This is a genomic window from Haladaptatus sp. CMSO5 (genome assembly GCF_036689885.1).
Lineage (GTDB): Archaea > Halobacteriota > Halobacteria > Halobacteriales > Halococcaceae > QDMS2.
This window is the reverse complement of the sequence record NZ_JBAHVW010000001.1, coordinates 428,751-442,540: the sequence shown is the minus strand read 5'-3', so window position 1 is coordinate 442,540 and position 13,790 is coordinate 428,751. Positions and strand designations below refer to the sequence as shown.

The 13,790-nt window shown below is 61.0% G+C and carries 19 protein-coding genes; 7 read left to right on the top strand and 12 right to left on the bottom strand.

The features are described from left to right. Nucleotides 1–45: 45 nt before the first annotated feature. Together V5N12_RS02315 and V5N12_RS02310 are read left to right on the top strand one after the other, a co-directional pair. Nucleotides 46–528, top strand: coding sequence for an acyl-CoA thioesterase (locus V5N12_RS02315; protein ID WP_332897543.1), 483 nt, complete (start codon nt 46–48; stop codon nt 526–528). Between the two features lie 98 nt (nt 529–626). After that, nucleotides 627–1,109, top strand: coding sequence for a GNAT family N-acetyltransferase (locus V5N12_RS02310; RefSeq protein WP_332897542.1), 483 nt, complete (start codon nt 627–629; stop codon nt 1,107–1,109). Nucleotide 1,110: 1 nt separating this feature from the next. On the opposite strand, the gene V5N12_RS02305 is transcribed toward V5N12_RS02310, so the two are convergent. After that, complete coding sequence (locus tag V5N12_RS02305; RefSeq protein ID WP_332897541.1) at nt 1,111–1,716, bottom strand: ribonucleotide reductase N-terminal alpha domain-containing protein; 606 nt, start codon at nt 1,714–1,716, stop codon at nt 1,111–1,113. Between the two features lie 236 nt (nt 1,717–1,952). On the opposite strand from V5N12_RS02305, the gene V5N12_RS02300 reads away from it, so the two are divergent. After that, nucleotides 1,953–2,171, top strand: a complete 219-nt coding sequence (locus tag V5N12_RS02300) for a hypothetical protein (protein WP_332897540.1) — start codon at nt 1,953–1,955, stop codon at nt 2,169–2,171. On the opposite strand, the gene uvrB is transcribed toward V5N12_RS02300, so the two are convergent. The 5 genes from uvrB to V5N12_RS02275 all read right to left on the bottom strand — a co-directional run bounded on the left by uvrB (nt 2,168) and on the right by V5N12_RS02275 (nt 7,418). Continuing rightward, nucleotides 2,168–4,213, bottom strand: a complete 2,046-nt coding sequence (uvrB, locus tag V5N12_RS02295) for an excinuclease ABC subunit UvrB (RefSeq protein ID WP_332897539.1) — start codon at nt 4,211–4,213, stop codon at nt 2,168–2,170. The two genes, V5N12_RS02300 and uvrB, sit on opposite strands and share 4 nt — an antisense overlap. A 42-nt stretch (nt 4,214–4,255) precedes the next feature. Beyond that, complete coding sequence (locus V5N12_RS02290) at nt 4,256–5,566, bottom strand: MFS transporter (RefSeq protein ID WP_332897538.1); 1,311 nt, start codon at nt 5,564–5,566, stop codon at nt 4,256–4,258. A gap of 51 nt (nt 5,567–5,617) precedes the next feature. Beyond that, on the bottom strand, nt 5,618–5,773 hold the full coding sequence (locus tag V5N12_RS02285) for a hypothetical protein (protein ID WP_332897537.1): 156 nt from the start codon (nt 5,771–5,773) through the stop codon (nt 5,618–5,620). A gap of 55 nt (nt 5,774–5,828) precedes the next feature. Next, the gene (locus V5N12_RS02280; protein WP_332897536.1) at nt 5,829–6,458 is read right to left on the bottom strand and encodes a rubrerythrin family protein; all 630 of its coding nucleotides are present in this window, start codon (nt 6,456–6,458) and stop codon (nt 5,829–5,831) included. Between the two features lie 105 nt (nt 6,459–6,563). Next, complete coding sequence (locus V5N12_RS02275) at nt 6,564–7,418, bottom strand: sulfurtransferase (protein ID WP_332897535.1); 855 nt, start codon at nt 7,416–7,418, stop codon at nt 6,564–6,566. Between the two features lie 311 nt (nt 7,419–7,729). Here V5N12_RS02275 and V5N12_RS02270 point away from each other — a divergent pair, with 311 nt between their 5' ends. Next, nucleotides 7,730–7,912, top strand: a complete 183-nt coding sequence (locus V5N12_RS02270) for a hypothetical protein (protein ID WP_332897534.1) — start codon at nt 7,730–7,732, stop codon at nt 7,910–7,912. A 102-nt stretch (nt 7,913–8,014) separates the two neighbouring features. Continuing rightward, the gene (locus V5N12_RS02265; protein WP_332897533.1) at nt 8,015–8,797 is read left to right on the top strand and encodes a sulfurtransferase; all 783 of its coding nucleotides are present in this window, start codon (nt 8,015–8,017) and stop codon (nt 8,795–8,797) included. On the opposite strand, the gene V5N12_RS02260 is transcribed toward V5N12_RS02265, so the two are convergent. Both V5N12_RS02260 and V5N12_RS02255 read right to left on the bottom strand, forming a co-directional pair. Further along, a complete protein-coding gene (locus V5N12_RS02260; RefSeq protein WP_332897532.1) occupies nt 8,794–9,798 on the bottom strand; it encodes an AI-2E family transporter in 1,005 nt (334 codons plus the stop codon). The two genes, V5N12_RS02265 and V5N12_RS02260, sit on opposite strands and share 4 nt — an antisense overlap. A 136-nt stretch (nt 9,799–9,934) precedes the next feature. After that, complete coding sequence (locus V5N12_RS02255; protein ID WP_332897531.1) at nt 9,935–10,615, bottom strand: class I SAM-dependent methyltransferase; 681 nt, start codon at nt 10,613–10,615, stop codon at nt 9,935–9,937. Nucleotides 10,616–10,697: 82 nt separating this feature from the next. On the opposite strand from V5N12_RS02255, the gene V5N12_RS02250 reads away from it, so the two are divergent. Further along, a complete protein-coding gene (locus tag V5N12_RS02250; RefSeq protein WP_332897530.1) occupies nt 10,698–11,123 on the top strand; it encodes a DUF2391 family protein in 426 nt (141 codons plus the stop codon). A gap of 56 nt (nt 11,124–11,179) precedes the next feature. Further along, nucleotides 11,180–11,761: a DUF7090 family protein gene (locus tag V5N12_RS02245; RefSeq protein WP_332897529.1), complete on the top strand. Its 582-nt coding sequence runs from the start codon at nt 11,180–11,182 to the stop codon at nt 11,759–11,761. A 1-nt stretch (nt 11,762) separates the two neighbouring features. On the opposite strand, the gene V5N12_RS02240 is transcribed toward V5N12_RS02245, so the two are convergent. The 4 genes from V5N12_RS02240 to V5N12_RS02230 form a co-directional block, all read right to left on the bottom strand. Next, complete coding sequence (locus V5N12_RS02240; protein WP_332897528.1) at nt 11,763–12,548, bottom strand: DUF7089 family protein; 786 nt, start codon at nt 12,546–12,548, stop codon at nt 11,763–11,765. Next, entirely contained in the window at nt 12,548–12,637 is a 90-nt protein-coding gene (locus V5N12_RS17120) for a hypothetical protein (RefSeq protein ID WP_442904921.1), read from the bottom strand. The genes V5N12_RS02240 and V5N12_RS17120 overlap by 1 nt, the downstream gene beginning before the upstream one ends. A gap of 154 nt (nt 12,638–12,791) precedes the next feature. Next, on the bottom strand, nt 12,792–13,406 hold the full coding sequence (locus V5N12_RS02235; RefSeq protein ID WP_332897527.1) for an OapC/ArvC family zinc-ribbon domain-containing protein: 615 nt from the start codon (nt 13,404–13,406) through the stop codon (nt 12,792–12,794). Beyond that, on the bottom strand, nt 13,406–13,786 hold the full coding sequence (locus tag V5N12_RS02230) for a DUF2073 domain-containing protein (RefSeq protein WP_332897526.1): 381 nt from the start codon (nt 13,784–13,786) through the stop codon (nt 13,406–13,408). Before V5N12_RS02230 ends, V5N12_RS02235 begins: the two co-directional genes overlap by 1 nt. Between the last annotated feature and the right edge of the window lie 4 nt (nt 13,787–13,790).

Genomic DNA, 13,790 nt, shown 5'->3' with positions numbered 1-13,790 from the left:
GGACAACTACATTTGTTTTAAGCGTGGTGCGTGAGACGGGCCGGTATGGAAGGCGACCAGACCACGCTCGATGCGTCGTTCACGGAGATGAGCGAGATTCTGATGCCGAACGACACGAACAATTTGGGCCGCGCGCTCGGCGGTTCTGTCCTCCACTGGATGGACATCTGTGGGGCAATAGCGGCGCGGCGATTTTGCGAAGGACAAGTCGTCACCGCGTCGATGGACCACGTCGATTTCACGGGCGCTATCGACCTCGGCGACATCGTCACTATTGAAGCGTACGTGTTCGACACCGGCCGAACGAGTATGGACGTGAAAGTGAACGTCTCAGCAGAACGCCCGCAGAAAGGCGAGTGCAAGCAGACGGCAACCTCGTTTTTCACCTTCGTAGCGCTCGATGGGGACGAACAGCCAACCGTCGTGCCGAACCTCGATTGCCCGACGACGAAACAGGCGGGACTCAGGGACCTCGCGCTCGAACAGCGCCGCCAACGCCGGAAGGAACTCGCCGCCGCGCTCGATTAACGCAGACTGTCGCACAATCCATCACAAATCTGCTGGAGTTTGTCCAACATCGGTAGCGTTTCTTCCCTACTCAAGCCCGCACGGAGCGACAGGACTGTATGGAGATTCGACCCGCAACCCCTGACGATTTCGCTGGCATCAAGGCCATGGCCCACGCCGCATGGAAGGCCACCTACGCGGACGCCATCGACGGAGAAACCATTTCCCGAACCGTCGAGGAGTGGTATTCGGAAAGTTCACTCCAAGCCATTCTTGATCAGCCCGAGACTGACTTCCTCGTTGCAGACGACGGCGGTGTCGTCGGCTTCTGCCATGGTTATGTGGACGACGACGAAGGTGACATCGTTCGCCTGTACACTCATCCCGACCGCTGGGACGAGGGGATTGGCTACCGGCTCTACGAACGTCTCCGTGACGACATGCGCGATTCGAACGTTCCCGAGATGAAGGCCATCGTAGTCGAAAGCGACGAAATGGCGCGGACGCTGTTCACCCGGATGGGCTTCGAACAGTCGGGGTCGGGGAGCGTGAAGATGGGTGAAGAGACGGTGGGGGAAGTTGTCTACTCGCGGGCAGTCTGACCTACCAGTCAATCGTCGAGAGCACGTCGTAGTAATCGACGGCGTGGTCGATTCTGCGCTGTTCGTCCTCGGGAAGGGCGAGCGTCATCGCCACGCGCATCCAGCACGTCTGGGGGAGTTCGGGTGGCTCTCCGCCTGTCGTTCGCAAGAAGGAGTCGCTCGTGAGCGTTTCGAGCGCCTGGTAGCCGAGGTCTACGTCACGGACTGGAACAAGGCAATCTGCGAGTTCCTGAAGATTGTACTCACCGAGGCGTTCATCGAAAACATCCCGAGCGATGCCCTCGCGGATGCTGTCTCTGAAGTGGGCGCGGTAGGCTTCGGTGAAGGCGTCGCTTCCCACCGTGTGGCCGAGTACCTGCTCGTAGCATCGGTCCCGAAACAGGGTAGCAGCGAGGGCTTCGAAGCCCGGTTCGTGCTCACTGCGCGCGAGGAGTGACTGGATGAGAACCGTGTACAGTTGCTCGCGGTCGGCTTCCGGCGAGAGGCTGCGTTCTGCCTCGGCAACGAGGTCGTCACGCAGGTCAGCCGGGAGGCGGTCTCCGAGACTGGGTCGGTCGAGTATCGAACGAAGGGTGTCGGTGTGTGGAGGTGAATGGTGGTGTGTCATGTCTCAAAATCAGCCGCGGCGTCGGTCGAGTGTAACCACTCGTGAGCGCGAGCTAACCACCGCTCGAAACCGAGAGCGGCTGCGGCTGTAGTGTATACTGTGGTGTCCCGGCAGGACGGTTAAACCTTTCCAATATTAGTTTCACTAATACAAGTTTAGTTGTTATTCGGGGCGGTGAGTGCAAGTGCTCCTGTACAGCCCCAGCATTTTCATGAATCGAGACGCGACACGCGGACATGAGCTACACGTGGCAGTACTACGATCTCGTGTTGGTGGGAATCGCGCTGGCGATGAGCCTCGGCGTCGGTGTCGGGGTACTCACGACGATGGCGCTCACGACGAGCGTGACGCTCGCGGGACTTGCTGCAATCGGCATTATGGGCCACGCACTGTTCGTAAACGGCCCGGTCTCAGAGCCAAGTGACCTCACCGACGAGGTCCAAACGCTGAACTAGACTTCACCGGGCGCGGGGACACCGTCGTCGGCACCGAGGTCGAACTCCTTTCTGAGTTTGTGAATCCGGTCGCGGATATCAGCCGCCAACTCGAACTCCAGATTGTCCGCCGCCTCCTGCATCCGGTCTTCGAGTTCGAAGATGAGGTCGAGTGCTTCGTCGTCGGTTTCGGGCGTGACGCGGGCGACGTTGCGCTGTTTTTTCTTGCTTCCCGGCAGGCTCGTCTTCCCCACGTCCTTCTCGATGGTTTTCGGCTCGAAGCCGTGGTCTTCGTTGAAGCGTGTCTGAATCTCCCGGCGGCGCTGGGTCTCGTCGATTGCCGTGCGCATCGCGTCGGTCACGTTATCGGCGTAGAGGATGACCTCGCCGTTTACGTTGCGGGCGGCCCGCCCCATCGTCTGGATGAGCGTGGTCGAAGACCGCAAGAAGCCCTGCTGGTCTGCGTCGAGGACGGCGACGAGTGAGACTTCGGGAATGTCGAGGCCCTCGCGCAGGAGGTTGATACCAACGAGCACGTCGAACTCTCCGAGGCGAAGCCCACGAATCAACTCGTGGCGTTCGAGCGTGTCCGTCTCGTCGTGCATGTACTCGACGGCGACGCCTGCCTCCTCGAAGTACTCGGTCAGATCTTCTGCCATCCGCTTCGTGAGCGTGGTCACGAGCACGCGCTCGTCGCGTTCGGTGCGTTCTGCGATGCGGTTGAGCAGGTCCTCGACCTGTCCCTCGGCGGGTGAAATTTCCACTTTTGGGTCAACGAGGTGGGTTGGCCGGACGATTTGTTCGACAATCTGGTCTGAGTGCTCGCGCTCGTAATCCGCAGGCGTCGCGCTCACGAACAGCGTTTTCGCCGTCTTCTCCTGGAACTCCTCGAAGGTGAGCGGGCGGTTGTCGTAGGCCGTGGGCAACCGGAAGCCGTTGCCGACGAGCGAGTCCTTACGCGATTTGTCACCCGCGAACTGGCCTTTGATTTGCGGGAGAGTGACGTGCGATTCGTCAATGACCGTCAGAAAGTCGTCGGGGAAGTAGTCGAGCAGCGTGTACGGCGGGTCGCCCACGGTGCGGTTGTCGAGATGCACAGAGTAGTTCTCGATGCCAGAACAGTAGCCTGTCTCGCGCATCATCTCTAGGTCGAAAGTGGTGCGCTCTTCGATGCGCTGGGCGGCGATGAGGTCGCCCTTGCGCTGGAAGTAGCTGATGCGGTCTGCGAGGAGGTCTTCGATTTCGGAGATTGCTTGTTCTAAGCGCTCTTCGGGAATCGAGTAGTGCTCTGCGGGGTGGATGAGGACGGCCGGTTCCGTGCTCTTGACCTCGCCCTCAAGCGTATCGACCTTCAGCATCCGGTCGATTTCGTCGCCCCAGAACTCGATGCGGACGGCATAGCGGCCGTACATCGGGAACACTTCGAGGGTGTCGCCGCGCACCCGGAACGTCCCGTTCGTGAAGTCAACGTCGTTGCGGTCGTAGTTCAGGTCGACCAGTCGCTTGAGAACCTCGTCGCGGTCTAACTGCTGGCCCTCCTCCAAGCGCAGCGCCATCGACTCGTAGTTATTCGGGTCACCGAGGCCGTAAATCGCAGAGACCGAGGCCACGACAATCACGTCGTCGCGCGTCAGCAGCGAGCGCGTCGCAGAGTGGCGCAAGCGGTCGATTTCCTCGTTGATGGAGGCGTCTTTGTCGATGTACGTGTCGGTCTGTTCGATGTACGCTTCGGGCTGGTAGTAGTCGTAGTAGGAGACGAAGTACTCCACCGCGTTGTCCGGAAAGAGGTTCTTGAACTCCTCGTACAATTGGGCGGCGAGCGTCTTGTTGTGGGCGATGACGAGCGTCGGCTTCTGGATTTCTTCTACGACCCAGCTCACGGTGTTGGTCTTCCCAGAGCCGGTCACCCCGAGCAGGGTCTGGCGATCCATCCCCCCGCGGAACCCCGCCGCGAGTTGCTCGATTGCCTCGGGTTGGTCACCCGCGGGGTCGAACGGCGCGTCCACCCGAAACGGTCGCCCCTTTCCCGGTTTGTCGGGAGAAAGCGGGCCGGAATCACTCATTGGCAGGTGTTGGGCCCCAAGCCACTTGACCTGTGTGCCCGCTCAGAGCACGCCGCCTGTCGAGGACGTGAGCGACGACCAGCCGTGTTTCCGGACGTGCAACGAGAGGGCACAGAGCAGAGAAATCGCCCCGGCTGCCATCGCGATGGTGAACGCCACTCGGTAGCCGAGGTCCGTGTAGATGCGCGACCCGGCAACCGTCTCGCCCGTCCAGTAGGCGTCGAGTGCGATGCCCATCACGGTGGGAAATACCGCGGCACCCGAGTACGCGATTGTGTTGACCGTCCCCGTCGAGACGCCGCTTGCGGCGCTGTCGTGGCGTTCTTTGATGACCGTGTAGGCAATCGCGAAGCCACCCATGAGGAAGCCCAACAGGAAGAACATGAGCGCGACGAAGGCGAGCGGTGGCGCGCCAAACACGACAACGACGCCGATAATGGCCGTGTAGGCAACCCCCGCAACGACGAGAATCGCCGTCCGGTTTTCGAGGCGGTCGGATATCCACCCGAACGTCGGCGGCCCGATGACCAGCCCGACGCTCCCGAGAAGGGTGTAGGTGGACGCCGTCGTGACCGAGACGCCGTACTGCTGGACGACGAAAGGAACGCCCCACAGCCCAAGCAGCGTGATATTGACGCCGATGACACAGAACAACATCGTGCCTGCGAGCCACGTTTCGCGTTCGCTGAGGACGCCTTTGAGATTCGATGCAACGTCAGAAAGCGAAAGAGACGGTGAGGACGGGACGCCGTCGATTGGTTCGAGCCCCGCCTGTTTGGGGGTGTCGCGAGCGAGCAGGTAGATTGCGATAGCGAGGAAAAAGCCAAGCCCCCCGAGTGCCATGACCGTCTCGCGCCAGCCAACGGTTGTGACCGCGAGCGCGAGCGGTGTCGTCGCGAGGATGCCGCCGAGGCCAGAAAAGCCGACGGTCAGGCCGTTCATCGTGGCAAACTCCGTCGCCCGATACCAGTTTGCGACAAACCGGAGGATGGAGATGTAGATGACCGACGCGCCGAGGCCGAGCAGCGCACGGCTCACGAAGGCAAGCACGTAGGTGTCAGCGACCGCGAACGAGAGTGCGCCGACACTCATCACGAGGACGGCAATCGTCGCCGTCTTGCGGATGCCAGCGCGGTCTACGAGCACGCCCGACGGCAGTTGCAGGGACGCGTAGATGTAGAAAAACGCGGCGTGCAGGGTTCCGAGGCTCGCGCCCGTGGTGTCGAACGCGCGCATCAGCTCCTCTGCGAGCACGGCAGTCGAGAGCCGGTAGAGACTCACGAGGAGGAACGCGACCGCGAGGGTACCCCACACCAGCCAACGGCGTCGTGACGGGTCAGACCAGAGACTCACACGTAAGTGTGTCACAGAGTGTCGTAAAAAACGTTCACGAAGCGGCAGGCGTCAGTACTCGAACGGCAAGTCGTTCGGGCGTTCTGCGGCCACCCACCAGAGCGCGTCCTCGCGCGGATGGCGACGTTTGACGTGGTCGTCGAGCAGCAGGCGGTTCGAGAAGTCGCGGCCACAGCGCGCACACCGATGATGGTTGTTGTGTGGCATACTAGCTCAAACGACGGCGAGGAAAATGAAGCTGTATTCTGCCGAGACTGAAGGTTCAGCAGACCGGTTTCGGGTTCACACCCATGCTTTCGAGGGCGTCGGTGTATTCGCCATAGGCCGCCTGCAGCGCCTCGCTCGCGGCGTCAAGGGCGAGCGCCCAGTCTTCCTCTGTCTCACAGAGGTCACCGAGGGCGGCAACCGCCTGTTCCTCTTGGTCGTCTAAGTCGCTCGCGAGGTCGCGGAACAACTGCGACGTTTTTGGGTCTGCCTTGCCGACGAAGAAGCCGACCAACTGCTTTTTCGAGGCGCGGGCAGCGAGCACGCGGCCACAGAAGCCCCCGAGGCGAGGAATCGACTCGTCGAGATCGCGGAGATAGTCCTGAATCGCTGGCACGCGATCACCGACATCCGCGTCGCCGAGTTTCCCGACGACCTGCTCGTAGTGGTCGTACTCGTCCGCGGCGGCGGCCTCGAAGACGGCGCGGGCGGTATCGGCTTCCTCCGAGTCGGCCCACGCCTCGAACGTCTCTGCGGCGGCGTGTTCTGCGGTCGCGGCGGCTTTCAAGACGGGTATCTTGTCGAGTTCGCCATGGGTGTCGGCGTACAGCGCCTTCGAGGAGCCAAGCCGGGACAGCGGTGTCTTGTTCTCCTCACGGACGGTGTCGAGGAAGTCCTCCGGAGTCATAGCATTCTCTACGATTGCTCGTCGGATTTATCCATCGGTCGCGGAGAACGGGCCGCACCGCACGCAGTGGCCGAATATCAGCAGAAAAAACGGAGTGTCTGTCGCTTAGTTGCCGCGCTCGATTGGGGCGTCGACGAGGTTGCCCCACTCGGTCCACGAGCCGTCGTAGTTCACGACGCTGTCGTAGCCGAGGAGTTCGGAGAGGGCGAACCACGCAATCGAGGAGCGTTCACCAATACGGCAGTAGGTGACGACCTCCTGGTCGTTTTTGATGCCCTGACTCTCGTAGAGTTCGCGGAGTTCGTCTGCGGACTTGAACGTGCCGTCGTCGGTGACCGTCGCGGCCCACGAGATGTTCGACGCGCCGGGGATGTGGCCGCCGCGCTGGGCGGTCTCCTGGAGTCCAGGTGGGGCGAGAATCTCGCCAGAGAACTCTTCTGGGCTACGAACGTCGACGAGTGGAACGCCGCGGTCGATGGCCTTCTCTACGTCCGTGCGGTAGGCGCGAATGCCCTCGAACGGACCGCGCGCGGTGTACGTCTGCTCGCTGAACTCGGGGACTTCGTCGGTGGTTGGGTAGTCGTTTTCGACCCAGTAGTCGCGGCCACCGTTCAGGAGGCGCACGTCTTCGTGGCCGTAGTACTTGAACTGCCAGTAGGTGTAGGCGGCGAACCAGTTCGAGTTGTCGCCGTAGAGGACGACCGTCGTATCTTCGGTGATGCCGTGGCTCCCAAGCAGGCTCTCGAAGTCTTCCTTTTCGAGGATGTCTCGCTGGACCTGGTCTTGGAGCTGCGTCTCCCAGTTGAAGCCAACCGCGCCCGGCGCGTGGGCGTCTTCGTAGGCTTCCGTGTCTACGTCGACCTCGACCAGTCGATAGGCAGGGTCGTCGCTCTGGAACTCATCTAAGTGGCTCTCCACCCAGTCTGCGGAGACAAGGACGTCTTTTGCGTAATCGCTCATGATTGCGCCTATACGTAGGCGAGCGACGCACATAGTAGTACCACTCAAGGCAGGTCCGGCCCCTCCTCACGCCTCCCAACAAATATCACCGGCATGCGTGACGCGACACAGCGTGCGAAAATACGGGTGAACAGCAGTGTGGGCCTGCGTCTCCACGGAATTGGTGGTTAGAACGCGTCCGCACAGAAGTCGGGAGTTGCGGTAACACGTTCTGGTATTGCAGAGATATCAGATTTCACACAACCAGAGACCGCCTGCAGACACGGTGGTGAAAGCGGTATTTTTACAATAGTATAAATGAAGTATTTTTTATGCGCGCTCGGAACGTCGGTGGGAGTGGCTCCGTCTTATTTGGGGTGGCACAACTGCTCGCCGTTCCGGGATACTACGGCCTCAGTCAGAACGTTCTCAGCCTCGGTGTGGGCTGTACGCTCGTGGCGTTCGGCGCGGTACTGGTGTTCCACCGCCAAACACAGTCTCACAGAGGCCGTTAGAGTCAATCGCCGTCCCTGTTGCAACATTCTCCGCAACTCCGAACTCGCGGGTAATTCACGCGCAGGACGAAGGTTAAAGCGTAACCCCGCGTGCCATTCTGTATGGACGAAACCATCGTTTCGGCGGCGTGGGTTGCCGAACGACTGGCCGACGTAGCCCTCGTGGACGTACGCGACGCGTGGGAGTTCGGTGGGATTGGCCACCTCCCCGGAGCCGTGAACATCCCCTACGACAGTTTCCGCGACGAAGACGGGGGCGACGAAGGCATGCTCCCCGGCGCGGAGCCGTTTTCAAAACTCATGCAGGACGCAGGCATCTCCCGCGACGACCACATCGTCGCCTACGACGACACCCACGGCGTGTTCGCCGCCCGGTTTCTCGTGACCGCAGCACTCTACGGCCACGACCCTGCAAAGCTCCACCTCCTCTCTGGCGATTTCAGCGCGTGGCAACTCGACTACGAGACGACGAGCGAGCAACGTGAGCCAACGCCGAGCGACTACGAGGCGACCATCCCCGACGACCGACCGCTGATTGGCGCAGACGAGGTGGCCGCCGCCATCGGCACCGACACCGTCATCATCGACACGCGCGAGCAGTGGGAGTACGAAGAAGGCCACATCGAAGGCGCGGTGCAACTCGACTGGCGCGAGCTGGTAGACGATGAAACCCGCGGCATCGTCGCGCCCGAAACAGCGTCCGAGATACTCGAAGCGAAAGGCATCGTCCCCGAAAAGCCGGTCATCCTCTACTGCAACACCGCCCGGCGTATCAGCCACACCTACCTCGTGCTCACATGGCTTGGCTTCGCCGACCTCTCGTTTTACGAAGGAAGCCTCACCGAATGGGAAGCACGTGGGATGGAAATCGAATCGGACAGTTAAAACAGCGACCCCTGTCGCATCTGCCGGTCTGAGAGCAAGTCAATTGCCTCGACGAACACCGCGATGACGAGCGGCCCGGCGATGAAGCCCATCACACCCACGCTGAGGATGCCGCCGACGAACCCGATGAAATAGAGGCTTCCCGGCAGGTCTGCGGTTCGCTCTGCAAGCCGCGGGCGAATGAGCGCGTCGGGGATGAACGCGATAACGATGAGGCCAAGCACGAACACGGCAAGGGCCGCGTTCACATCGCCAATGCTCACCTGATAGGCAGTGAGTGCCACCACCAACACGCTCGGGCCGACGATGGGGATGAATTGGAAGATACCCGCGATGACGGCGAGCGCGAAAAACGACTCGTAGCCGAGGAGGAAAAACACGATGAGTGCGAGGACGAACGTCCCGAGCGCAGTCGCCCCCTGTAAGATGTAAATCGCAAACAGCGTGTCGCGAATGCGCTCGTGGAGCGCGATGACGATGTCGTGGTACGCAGGTGGAATGGGGCGGAAGATGGCGGCCGCGACGCCGCGTGGCTGGAGAAGGATGGCGAACACGAGAAAGGTGAACAGCGCGGCTTTGAGCGCGAGCACCGGCGCGGCTTGAACCCCGGTGATGGCGAGGTGAGTCAGCGTGTTGTTCGCATAAAGAATCGCGTCTTCAGTGCGAATGACGTAGAAAAACTCGCTGTAGCGAAGCACGATTTCGGGCGGGAGGTTCTGGATGAACTCAGCGAGTTGGAGGCGACGGAGGTAGATGACGATGCCAATCGGCGCGAGCAACCCAACGAGGCTCAGAAAGGCGATAACCGTCGCAAGGGCGCTCGCGTAGCGTGGTTTGAGGTGGTGGGTGACGAGCCGCTCTCGAAGGGGGAACAGGACGTAGGCCACCGTGATGGCGAAAAACACCGTGGCGACCACGTCCGCGAGCAAAACCGCGGCGAGCAACGCGATGAGCGTAACTAACCCGGCGAGAACGTACTGGCGCTGGCCGCTGTGTGACACACCAACAGTCAGTCGGCAAGTAATAAAATACTAGGTATAAATCGAGAGCGCACACCGGGTGTGTACGCACATGTAGCGGCAGATTTGCAGTCGAAATGAAGGGGTTCATCCGGGTGATGCGGCCGATTTATCGAGGTCAGTGGGCGACGCCAACGGTCAAGAGCGTCCCGAGTTCGCGATAGCGTTCGACCATGTCCGCGCGGGTATCGAATCCCTCGTAGGGGAAGGCGTCTTCGTCGGGAATTTCGACGTCGAAGTCACCGATGTGGTCTTGTGCTGCGACGTACAGGCCCGCCTCGCGGAAGGCCGCGCGGTACTGGTCGCGCGTCCAGCGGGTCATTTCGACTGCGATGTTGTCTTGCCAGTGGTGCGAGTGGACGTTCTCTTCGTAGTAGTTCACCGCACAGTAGAACGTCCCGCCGGGTTTGAGCACACGGGCGACCTCTCGGAGGGTGCTGTGGGGGTCTTTCGCGTAGTAGAACGCCTCCATCGTCCAGACGTGGTCGACGCTGTTGTCGGCAAACGGGAGGTCGTCGAAATCGCCAACAACGTACCCAGAGTCGAGTGAATCGGTGTAGCTGCGGGCGTTTCGGGCCATCTCGGGCGAGCCATCGAGGCCGTAGGTGCGACCCGCGCCTTTCGTCTCGCGCAGGGCGCGCACGGCGTAGCCGCTGCCCGTCCCGAGGTCGAGAATCGTGTCGCCCGGCTCGACTGGCATACGGGCGAGGGCGTGTTTCGCCGTGTGCCAGTGGCGGTCTTCCATCCCTTTGTCACGGCCGTCTGTGGCCCACGCATCGAACTCTTGGCGAATGCTCATACGACGACAAATGAAGTGGGGAACCTAAACGGATTCGACGTGATGCCCGGGCGTTTAACCGGCTTCGACGCCGAGAGAGAATATGGTCGGGAGAACGCGCCGGTACGCCCTCGCTGATTCGGCGCAGCAACTGGTGGGCGGATTCCTGCTCGCAGGCCCGTTCGTCGTCACCGAAGAGGTCTGGGTGCTTGCGAGAAATATGACGATTTGGCACGGCCTCGTGACGCTCTCGCTCGTCTTTGCTATTGGCTACGGCGCGCTGTACAAAGCAGACGACGGCCGCGACCCGGACCGCGAGGCGGACGTGGCGGGAATTCCGATTCGATTCCTCTCGCTCATGCTCGTTGCCTTCGGGTCGGTCATCATTCTCGCCATGGCGTTTGCCGCCCCACAGACGTTCCTCTCCGACCTCGCCGTGAACGCGCGCTACGAAGTGACGGCAAAAGCCATCTCCGTCGGCGCAATTTTCAGCGTTGTCGGCGCGGCGACCGCAGACAGTGTGTTCTAAGCGACAGGTCAACCACACCCGCAGGCTTAAGGTATCGCCGGTTGCTTTTTGGCGATATGGATTACGCCCTTGCAGTCGAAAACACGCCAGATTCCATCCCGGGCGGCACAGGACTCCTGCTTTTGCACCCGAGTACGGGTGAAACAGACCGCATCGACACCGACTTTCTGAACACCGACACCGACTACATCCTCGTTATCTCAACGCGCACCACCGCACGCGAAGTCGAGCAGAAACTCGAATACTACGGCGTCGATCGCGGGAAAACTGAGATTCTAGACGCACTCTCCATCGAACGCGGCTACTCTCGACGCAGCGGGAAGGGCATCCACTACGTCTCCTCGCCCGACGATTTGGACGGTATCGTCCGCGAGACCCGCAAATTCTTAGAGCGCCACGACGGCAACAAACTCCGCGTGAGCGTCGATTCGGTCACCGAGATGGCCTACTACGCCGACGACGAGCGCGCCCGCGAGGCCGTCAAAGAACTCCTCGAACTCCTCAAAGAACACGACGCTGTGGGCCTGTTCCACCTCGCAGAAGAAGTCCACGACCAAGACGTGGTCACCGCGTACCGCGACCTGTTCGACGGCATCATCACGCTCGATGAAAACGGCAACGTCGAAGGCGAGTTCTAACTCAGTCTTCACGCAGTCGCGCAATCGTTTTTTCAGCCCACTTGACCGCGTAGGGCGCACCGTGTTCGCGGTAGGCCTGCGTATCCAACGCGCCAAACGGTGCGGGAAGCGAGAGCCCATGTTTCACCGCGCTACAGGCGTATTCGGTCGCCGCCGCGAACTCCGTTTTTCCAAGGGCCACCTCACGGGAGAGTCCCGACAGGCGAGGTTCCATTCGTTCGCCGGCGTCTTCCCACGCGTCGAACAGCTCGGGATGGGTGGTTTCCCATGATTCAAAGACCTCGCGCGTCTGGAGTCCGAGATACGCGTCGTACAACGCCGCGGCAATCTGGTAGGTATCGACGGGGCCGAGGTCGAGCGCAGCGTCGAGGTCGCGGTAGGACTCCCCGAAAAACGGCAGGAAGTGTTCTGGCTCGCCCGTGCTGAGTTCGACGAACGCTTCGGCGATGAGGAAGTCGATAAACGCCTCGGGCGACCCCTGCGTGCGCGCTTTCACGAACACGAGCGGTGGCTCGGTCTGGCGCGTCCACACCACGCTGCCGTCACCCGGCATCCCGATGGTGAACGTCGTGCTCGCGTACTGGCTAAGGAGGTGTGGCGCGTCGTCGGGAAGCCACTCACTCGGATAGCTGGTTGGCGAGAGTGAATCCACGAGGAGGCCGAGGCTTTCTGCCTGGTCGGGGGCGAGCGTCTCGAAATCCTGTTCGCACTCAAGCACCACCGCTCCGGGGGCGTACTCGTCACGAACGGCTGCGAGCGCCCGGGAAAGATCACGCGCGTCGAACATTACGCAAGCGCGAGACTCGCGATAAGACCGAGTGCAAGAAGTGCTGAAACGCCGACGGTCGTGACCACAATCTTGGTTGCCTGACTCATACCGCGTCTGTTTCCGTGCGAGCGGTTAAAACCTTCAGTTCGCGGCGACGACTGACGGCGAGCCCCTGAAGGAAACGGTTGGATGCGTGGCTACCAACGCGAAGTCGAGAACAAGATGGGAGAAAAGGGGAGGGTTTCGGGTGGAATCGCGCGATTACGTCTCGTCTTCGTCGCGCCCGCCAATCCACGTCTCTGGCACTTCGATGATGTAGCGGCCGTTTTCTTGAAGCGCAATGATGTACTCCTCGCGGTCGTACAGTTCCATCAAGTTGAGTTCGTACTGGCCGGGTTCGAGAATTTTGATGCTCTCGAACTGGTCGTTTAGCTCCTCGCGGAGCTGTTCCATCGACGGTCGCTCTTCTTTCGGACTGCCAACGACGCGACCCTCTGCGGGCGGTTTCTGTGGTTTTTCGGGAAGTTCGTCCGGCGTCACCATCTCGCCGCGTGCGCTTGCTTGGGCGCGGTCTTCGCGGTCATCGACGGTTTCGACCGGTGCTTCGATGATGTCCTCCTCTTCGGGTGCACTCGAAGCGGCGGCAGTCGGGGCTGGTTTTTCGTCTCTGCGCACCCAGTCGCGCACTTTCGTGGTCGCCTTCCCAACCGATTCGGTCACCGAGGACTCGCGTTCCGGTGGCTGATCTGCCGGGTCGGGCGCGGAGCCAGACGGATAGAACTGGAACTTGTTGCCGCCACAGTCTGGACAGCCAGAGAGCATCTCCTTCGAGCCGTCACTGAACTCGTGGCCACAGGCCGTACACTGGTGTGGCATTATTGCCGAGTGACGAGGGCGCTGATGAGACTCTCGTCTTTGTGCAGCGTTTCGATGCGGTTCGCTGGGCCAATGACCGTGAGTTTCGCCGTCGAACGCCGCCCCATGAGCCGGTCTAACAGGCTGCCGTCGGAGGCATCCTGCTTCGGATACGTCTCGATTTCGATGCCGTTGAACTCATCCGGACTGATCTCGGTCATCGTCACTTCAATGAGTTTTGACTCCTCTGCAGGTGAGAGTCCCTCTTCGAGAATCACAATATTGCCCGCATGGACGCCATCTAAGATGGTCCGAATTTTCTCCATGCTCGTGAGCCTGTCCATGCGCTCGCCGCTGAACAGGTCGATTTGCACGCCGTCTTTGTTGGTTGCTTCTGCCATCCTA

Excerpts from the sequence above, each read along its gene's own strand:
- V5N12_RS02315 (WP_332897543.1), top strand. The coding sequence starts at position 46 with ATGGAAGGCGACCAGACCACGCTCGATGCGTCGTTCACGGAGATGAGC.
- V5N12_RS02310 (WP_332897542.1), top strand. The coding sequence starts at position 627 with ATGGAGATTCGACCCGCAACCCCTGACGATTTCGCTGGCATCAAGGCC.
- V5N12_RS02305 (WP_332897541.1), bottom strand. The coding sequence starts at position 1,716 with ATGACACACCACCATTCACCTCCACACACCGACACCCTTCGTTCGATA.
- V5N12_RS02300 (WP_332897540.1), top strand. The coding sequence starts at position 1,953 with ATGAGCTACACGTGGCAGTACTACGATCTCGTGTTGGTGGGAATCGCG.
- uvrB (WP_332897539.1), bottom strand. The coding sequence starts at position 4,213 with ATGAGTGATTCCGGCCCGCTTTCTCCCGACAAACCGGGAAAGGGGCGA.
- V5N12_RS02285 (WP_332897537.1), bottom strand. The coding sequence starts at position 5,773 with ATGCCACACAACAACCATCATCGGTGTGCGCGCTGTGGCCGCGACTTC.
- V5N12_RS02280 (WP_332897536.1), bottom strand. The coding sequence starts at position 6,458 with ATGACTCCGGAGGACTTCCTCGACACCGTCCGTGAGGAGAACAAGACA.
- V5N12_RS02275 (WP_332897535.1), bottom strand. The coding sequence starts at position 7,418 with ATGAGCGATTACGCAAAAGACGTCCTTGTCTCCGCAGACTGGGTGGAG.
- V5N12_RS02270 (WP_332897534.1), top strand. The coding sequence starts at position 7,730 with ATGCGCGCTCGGAACGTCGGTGGGAGTGGCTCCGTCTTATTTGGGGTG.
- V5N12_RS02265 (WP_332897533.1), top strand. The coding sequence starts at position 8,015 with ATGGACGAAACCATCGTTTCGGCGGCGTGGGTTGCCGAACGACTGGCC.
- V5N12_RS02255 (WP_332897531.1), bottom strand. The coding sequence starts at position 10,615 with ATGAGCATTCGCCAAGAGTTCGATGCGTGGGCCACAGACGGCCGTGAC.
- V5N12_RS02250 (WP_332897530.1), top strand. The coding sequence starts at position 10,698 with ATGGTCGGGAGAACGCGCCGGTACGCCCTCGCTGATTCGGCGCAGCAA.
- V5N12_RS02245 (WP_332897529.1), top strand. The coding sequence starts at position 11,180 with ATGGATTACGCCCTTGCAGTCGAAAACACGCCAGATTCCATCCCGGGC.
- V5N12_RS02240 (WP_332897528.1), bottom strand. The coding sequence starts at position 12,548 with ATGTTCGACGCGCGTGATCTTTCCCGGGCGCTCGCAGCCGTTCGTGAC.
- V5N12_RS17120 (WP_442904921.1), bottom strand. The coding sequence starts at position 12,637 with ATGAGTCAGGCAACCAAGATTGTGGTCACGACCGTCGGCGTTTCAGCA.
- V5N12_RS02235 (WP_332897527.1), bottom strand. The coding sequence starts at position 13,406 with ATGCCACACCAGTGTACGGCCTGTGGCCACGAGTTCAGTGACGGCTCG.
- V5N12_RS02230 (WP_332897526.1), bottom strand. The coding sequence starts at position 13,786 with ATGGCAGAAGCAACCAACAAAGACGGCGTGCAAATCGACCTGTTCAGC.